The sequence below is a fragment of the Chitinophaga sp. genome, from assembly GCF_035761305.1.
In the GTDB taxonomy this organism is placed as follows: domain Bacteria; phylum Bacteroidota; class Bacteroidia; order Chitinophagales; family Chitinophagaceae; genus Chitinophaga.
Genome location: NZ_DASTRI010000232.1, coordinates 1 through 6,942, shown reverse-complemented (window position 1 = coordinate 6,942; position 6,942 = coordinate 1). Strand labels below are relative to the sequence as shown.

Genomic DNA, 6,942 nt, shown 5'->3' with positions numbered 1-6,942 from the left:
CGTGATGCTGTTATGCCTGCCCCTGCTGCAGGCAAAAGCACAGCTGCCGGCACATAACAGCCCAAACTCCCTGCTTTGGAAAATTTCCGGCAATAACATGATGCAGCCATCTTTCCTCTATGGCACCATGCACATGATGTGTGAAAAGGATTTTAAATTTCCGCCTGGCGTAATTACCGCACTGCAGGCCACTCAACAGCTGTACCTGGAGCTTAATATGGACGACTCCACCATGCTGCGGCAAATGCAGCAGCTGTTGCTGATGCCGGAAGATTACTCGCTGAAAAAACTGTTTGCCCCTGAAGATTACCGGCAGCTGAATGATTACCTGAAAAAAACAATAGGGGTGGATGCGGCCCTGTTCGACCGTATGAAGCCGATGGCCCTTACCTCACTGCTGACTGTGAAGCTGCTGCTGCCATGCACGCAGCCATTCTCTATTGAAAAAGAGCTGCTGAAAAACGCGAAAGCGCAGCAGAAAAGCATTGCAGGACTGGAAACGCTGGAGGACCAAATGGCCGTATTTGACAGCATACCCGATAAGGAAGAAGCAGCTGCTTTGGTAGATATGCTGCGCCATCCCGATGAAGAACGCGCGCAGTTCGACAGCCTGTTACACGCCTATCAGCGGCAGGATATACAGCAGCTCTATAACCTGACAGTATCTTCCAAAGACATAGGTCCTTTCCGGGATATATTGCTGGACCGGCGCAACGCCCGCTGGATCCCGCTTATTACACAGCAGATACAGGCCACGCCTACCTTTTTTGCAGTGGGCGCCGGGCATTTGGGCGGGCCTAACGGCGTAATAGCGCTGCTGCGCCGCCAGGGGTATCGTGTGGAACCGGTAAAATGATAGCTATTTATAAATATACACTTCAATCTTCCCGTCTGCAGTTACGCAGCCGCGGTACATGCCGGCGGTATTGAACGGCATGGCGATATTGCCCTCCCTGTCAATCGCTATTAAACCGCCATCGCCGCCCAGTGCAGGCACCTGTTTCATAATCAGCTCCTGTGCCGCCTGCTGCAGGGTTTCACCTTTCAGCTCCATGCGGTCGCTAACGGACTTGGCTACACACAGCCGGATAAAATATTCACCCCAGCCCGTGCAGGAAATAGCGCAGGTGGCGTTATTGGCATAAGTGCCTGCGCCGATAATGGGCGAGTCGCCGATACGCCCGAACTTTTTGTTGGTCATGCCGCCGGTGGAGGTGGCCGCGGCCAGGTTGCCCTGCTTATCCAGCGCCACCGCGCCTACCGTGCCGAATTTGTTATCCTTGTTCTCCGTACCCGCGGGTTGGGCGGCCTTTGCCCTTTGCAGCGCCTTCCAGCGCTCTTCCGTATAAAAATAAGAAGGGTCTACGATCTCCAGCCCTGCTTCTTTGGCAAACTTTTCAGCGCCCGGGCCTGCCAGCATTACGTGCTGCGACTTTTCCATTACCGCCCTGGCAGCGGTAACAGGGTTTTTGATCACGGTTACGCCTGCTACAGCGCCTGCAGCCAGGGTTTTGCCGTTCATAATGGCGGCATCCATCTCGTTCTTTCCTTCATGGGTAAACACCGCGCCCTTGCCCGCATTGAACAGGGGCGAGTTCTCCATTATCCTGATGGCGGTTTCCACGGCATCCAGGCTGCTGCCGCCTTTTTGCAGAACGGCGTAGCCGTTACGCAGCGCCTCTTCCAGCTTGGATTTATAGGCCTGCTCTTTTTCGGGCGACATCTGCGATTTCAGGATAGTGCCTGCGCCGCCATGTATCACCATTACATATTTGGTTTTTGCAGCAGTAGTATCGGCCGCAGGCCGCGCGCCTGCTGTATTTAAACCAGTGATCATAAGCAAAGCTGTAGATAAAAAAGTAGACAACATGCTCAAAATTTTCCTAAAAATAACGGGAATTACAATGTAAGCCGTACGAATTATCTGCCGTTCTGCCTAAAATCGTAAATCATACATCTAAAATCCATGTATTTTTGCCGGATAAATGCAGATCACTGAAAAAAGTACGTAAAATATTAACGGTTGTCCTGCTTTCCCTGCTGGGCTTAATCATATTAATAGGCATATTGGTGAACATTCCGGTTGTGCAGCGCTGGCTGGTGCAGGAAACGGCCCGGCGGCTTTCAGAACAGCTGCAAACCAAAGTGGAGGTGAAGGGCGTTAGCCTGCGCCTGTTTAACAGCGCACGGCTGGAAGGCACCTATATTGAAGACCGCCACCACGATACGCTGCTGTATGCCGGCGCCATGCAGGTACGTATTACCGACTGGTTCTTCTTCCAGGAAAAACCTGTACTGAAATATATAGGCCTTGAAAATGCCCAGGTAAACCTGGTGCGCCACCGCAACGACTCGCTCTGGAACTACCAGTTTATTGTAGATGCCTTTGGCTCCTCCAAACCCGATACCAGCACCCGCAAAAAAAGCAGCGGCGTAGCCCTGGACCTGCGCAGGATAGACCTGCGCAACGTACGCATTAACCAGGTAGACGCCTGGGTGGGTGAGGATATGCGCGTAACCGCCAAACGCATTTTCCTGGATGCGCAAAACCTGGACCTGCAACAGCATAATATTGATATACAGCAGCTGCTGCTGGACCGGCCTTCGTTTATTATTACCCGTTACCCCTCCTCTCCCCTGCGGCATAAAAAGCCGAAGAGCAATAATACGCCCGTGCCGGTTGTTGACAGCACCGGGCAGCTGCGGTGGAACAGCAGCAACTGGAAACTGCTGGTAAGGGAGCTGGCCATCCGCAACGGCGTGTTTGGACTGGACGATGTGGAAGCCGGTCCGCCGGAAAAAGGTTATTTCGATCCCGGCCACATCCGCTTTGGCAACATATACCTGACGCTGATGAACACCAGCCTGGTGAAAGACAGCATCATCGGCGACCTTACCCTGCGCACCAAAGAGCGCAGCGGGTTTGAAGTAAAAAAGCTGACAGCCCGCTTTAAAATGTCGCCCGTAGAGATGGAGTTTTCCCAGATGGACCTCATCACCAACCGCAGCCACCTGCGCAATTATTACACCATGCAGTACTCGGATATAAGCGATATGAGCGACTATGTGGACCTGGTGTTTATGAAAGCGCGCTTTGTGAACAGCTCCCTGTCATCCGACGATATTGCCTACTTTGCCCCGGCCCTTTCCGGCTGGAAACGGGAAATCACCTTCAGCGGCGTGGCCGCAGGCCCTGTGAGCAACCTGGATGCCGACAGCATACGCCTGCAATCCGGCAGCACCACCCGGCTGCAGGGCCGCATTAAGCTGCGCGGCCTGCCTGATATAGATGAAACCTTTATCGACTTCCAGGGATCGGAGCTGGTGACCAGCGGCGCCGATGTGCTCAGCATTTTTCCATCTGTTAAAGATGTGCCGCAACTGCATATGGACCGGCTTTCGTCTATCGCCTTCCAGGGCAGCTATACGGGCTTTGTGAACGACTTTGTGGCCTATGGCAAATTCCAGACTAACCTGGGCGATGTAAGCTCTGACCTTAACTTTAAAACCAGCGGCGACGTGCCGGTATATTCCGGCAGCCTGTCCACCACCAACTTTAACCTGGGCCAACTGCTGGATGTGCCGCAGCTGACCACTATATCGCTGAACGCCAAGGTGAACGGCGCCGGCTTTAACCTGCGCACGCTCAAAGCCAACGTGGATGCGGATGTACAGGCCATCTCCCTTTACGATTATACCTATACGAATATTAAAACGCAGGGCGAGATGAACCGCAAGTTCTTCAACGGCTCCCTTACCGTGAACGATCCTAACCTGGATATGGACTTTGCCGGCACCATTGACCTTAACGACACGGTACCCCTGTTTAAGTTCAACTCCGAGATCCGTAAAAGCAACCTGAAAGCGCTGCGGCTCACCAACGACTCCATTACCCTGCAAACCCGGCTGGACCTGAACTTTGCCGGTGATAACATTGACAACTTCGACGGCACGGCACGCATATACGACGTATCGCTGTACAAGAACCAAAGCCGGGTTGATTTTGACTCCCTGAACATCAGCACCCGCATGGATAACAATACCAAGGTGCTGGACATTGTGGGCAGCGAGATCACCGGGTATGTAAAAGGGCTTTACAGCTTTGTAGAGCTGCCCGATGCTTTTCACCTGTTCCTGAATAAATATTATCCCAGCTTTTTCCCCGATCCGCCTGCGGCCAACATACGGGAAGATTTTACGTTTGCCTTCCAGTTCGGAGAGGTAGATAAGCTTATACGCGCCTTTACCAGCGACATTTCCGGCTTTGACCAGGCCAGGATAGCCGGGTCGCTGAACACGCTGCAGGGCAACATTTCCCTGAACGCCTTTGTACCGGAAGCGCAGTACCAGGGCTACAATGTGCAGGACCTGCAGGTGAAAAGCAGCGGCAATTTTAACAAGATCAATGTAAGCACCAGCATCGGCAAAGTGTATTCCGGCAAACGCGTATGGCTGCAAAACCCGCTGATACTGGCCAGTTCGGGGCATGATACCTCATTTATAAAGATGGATATGAACGCGTCGCAGGACTCATCTTCCATGGACGGTTTTTATGCCCGCGTAATAACCGTGAACGACGGGGTGAAGATCAACTTCCTGAACAGCGCCTTTACCGTAAATGAGCGGCAGTGGAACGTAACCGCCGGCAACGAGATATACTGGAGCAAACATTTCCTGACCGTGAGCAACCTGCGCATAACGCGCAATGACCAGAGCATAACCGTAGAAACCAACGAGTTTAACCCGGACGAGTCGCGCTTTATTATTACGCTGAAGAACCTGAACCTGGCAGATGCCGTTCCCTCCCAGCTGGTAGCCGTGCCCATTGAGGGCCTTGCCAATGGGGTGATTAACATATCAGACCCTACCCACAACCTGGATGTGGATGCCAACATTACTGCCAGCAACCTGCGGCTGAACAACGACTCACTGGGGCTGGTAACGCTTAAAGGCGGCTACCGGCAGCAAACCGGCGAGTCCAGTTTTGAGATACAATCCAGGAACGACGGCCGCAACTTTGCCATACAGGGCATTGCCGGTCTTACCAAAGCCAATAACCAGCTTTCGGCCACCGTAGACCTGAACGGCACCTCTATTGACCCGCTGAACCAATACCTGGGCGATTACGTGGACCAGCTTTCGGGACTGGCCACGGGCAAGCTTACCATCAGCGGCACTACCGGACAGCCCTCTGTAAAAGGCAGGGTACAGCTGGACAGCGCGGGCATCCGTGTGCTGTACCTGGGCACCTATTATAAAATACCACGGCTGAATATTAATGTGGATGATAACCTGATAGAGTTCGGCAACTTCAGCATCATAGATAAGTTTAACAACAAGGCCAGCGCCAGCGGCTATATTTCACACGACCATTTCAGCAAGCTGAATTTTGATTTTGATGTTACCGGCCGCAAATTCATGTTCATGAACACCACCGCGGCAGACAACGACCTGTTTTACGGCGATGTGATAGCAGACGGAAAGGTGTACTTCTCCGGCCCGCTGAACGACATGCAGATGCATATACTGGCCCGCCCGGTAAAAGGCACCCATTTTTACCTGCCCATGTCGGACAGCAAGGATATTGGCAAGTATGATTACATTACCTTCAAGACCTATGGCACGGAAATGCAGCAGCCAAAGAAAAAGAAGAAGGAAGATGTGAACCTGAACATACGGCTGGACATTGCCGCCAACCCCGATGCGCAGATAGATGTAATACTGGACGCCACCACCGGCGACGTAATATCCGCCAACGGCAACGGTAACCTGCAGATCAATGTAAATACAGCCGGCGACTTTACCATGTTCGGCGATTACGAGATCAATAACGGTTCCTACAATTTCACTTTTCAGCGCCTGACCAGCTGGAAGTTTGACATTACCAAAAACAGCACTATTACCTGGAACGGCGACCCGCGCGAAGCGCGTATGAACATTACCGCCAAATACAGCGTGCCCAAGGTAAGCCTGTATAACCTGGTAGGCCAGTACGGCTCTGTAAGCAGCGACAAGCTGGCTACCCGCCAGGAACGGGTGGATGTGGTAATTAACCTGCGCGGCGAAATGATGAAGCCTGATATTGCCTATGAGATACAGCTGCCGGATGTAGGCTCTCTTTCCTACGAAAGCGGCGTTGCCGCCCGGCTGCGGGAAATAAACCAGGACCAGAACAAAGCCCTGCTGCAGATGTACGGACTGCTGCTGTTTAACCAGTTTATACCGGATGATAATACGGCTACCGGCGGCGCCAGCGTAGTGGGTAAGAACAGCGTGGGCCAGGCATTATCGGCCCAGGCATCGGCCATCCTGAATAATATTACCGGGGCTATCCTCAAAAACAGTGGTATTGGCGTGAATGTAAACTACCGCGCCTACAACATCGGCAGCCAGAATAATGATAACGTGGACCGTAACCAGCTGAGCGCCGGTATTACCGGTAACCTGTTCAACAACCGGGTACGCCTGTACGTAGGCGGCGATTATGACTGGGGCCGTAATGCTACCAGCGCCACCTCTAACCGTTTTGCCGGCGACTTCAGGGTGGAATACCTGCTCACCCAGGACGGGCGCATCCGCATCAACGCCTTCAGCAAAACCGACTATGATGTGTACAACCTGGTGAACCGCAACAAGGCAGGTTTGGGCATTTCGTATGTACGGGAATATAACCGGCTGCGGGAGCTGTTTGAAAGACGGCGCCCCTCCCGCCGTATGCTGGACTCGCTGCGGAGAGCAGAAGCGCTGAAGCCGGAAGACAGCAGCAAAGCTGCTGGTGCGCAGCCGCAGGCAATTACGAATTGACAATTACGAATTGGAATGCAGCGGGTCGATACTTTGTATTACGATGATGAATAATCACAAATAAACTGCAGGAGTTCAAGCAGCCGGCTATTTACTTCAATAATCCACTTTAAACAAATAACTATCAAATAAATAATC

Annotated in this window: 3 protein-coding genes; 2 read left to right on the top strand and 1 reads right to left on the bottom strand. The window is 52.5% G+C overall.

Annotated features, from left to right (window positions below):
- Positions 1-856, top strand: an 856-nt coding sequence (locus tag VFS25_RS19590) for a TraB/GumN family protein (protein WP_326463871.1), incomplete at its 5' end; no start/stop codon positions are given.
- Positions 857-859: 3 nt separating this feature from the next.
- Here the strand turns inward: VFS25_RS19590 and VFS25_RS19585 are convergent.
- The gene (locus VFS25_RS19585) at positions 860-1,837 is read right to left on the bottom strand and encodes an isoaspartyl peptidase/L-asparaginase (RefSeq protein ID WP_326463870.1); all 978 of its coding nucleotides are present in this window, start codon (positions 1,835-1,837) and stop codon (positions 860-862) included.
- 137 nt (positions 1,838-1,974) lie between these two features.
- On the opposite strand from VFS25_RS19585, the gene VFS25_RS19580 reads away from it, so the two are divergent.
- Positions 1,975-6,804 (top strand): translocation/assembly module TamB domain-containing protein, encoded by a 4,830-nt coding sequence (locus VFS25_RS19580; protein WP_326463869.1) that lies wholly within the window; start codon positions 1,975-1,977, stop codon positions 6,802-6,804.
- The last annotated feature ends 138 nt before the right edge of the window (positions 6,805-6,942 follow it).

Coding starts and splice junctions, on each gene's coding strand:
- VFS25_RS19585 (WP_326463870.1), bottom strand. CDS start 1,837: ATGATCACTGGTTTAAATACAGCAGGCGCGCGGCCTGCGGCCGATACT.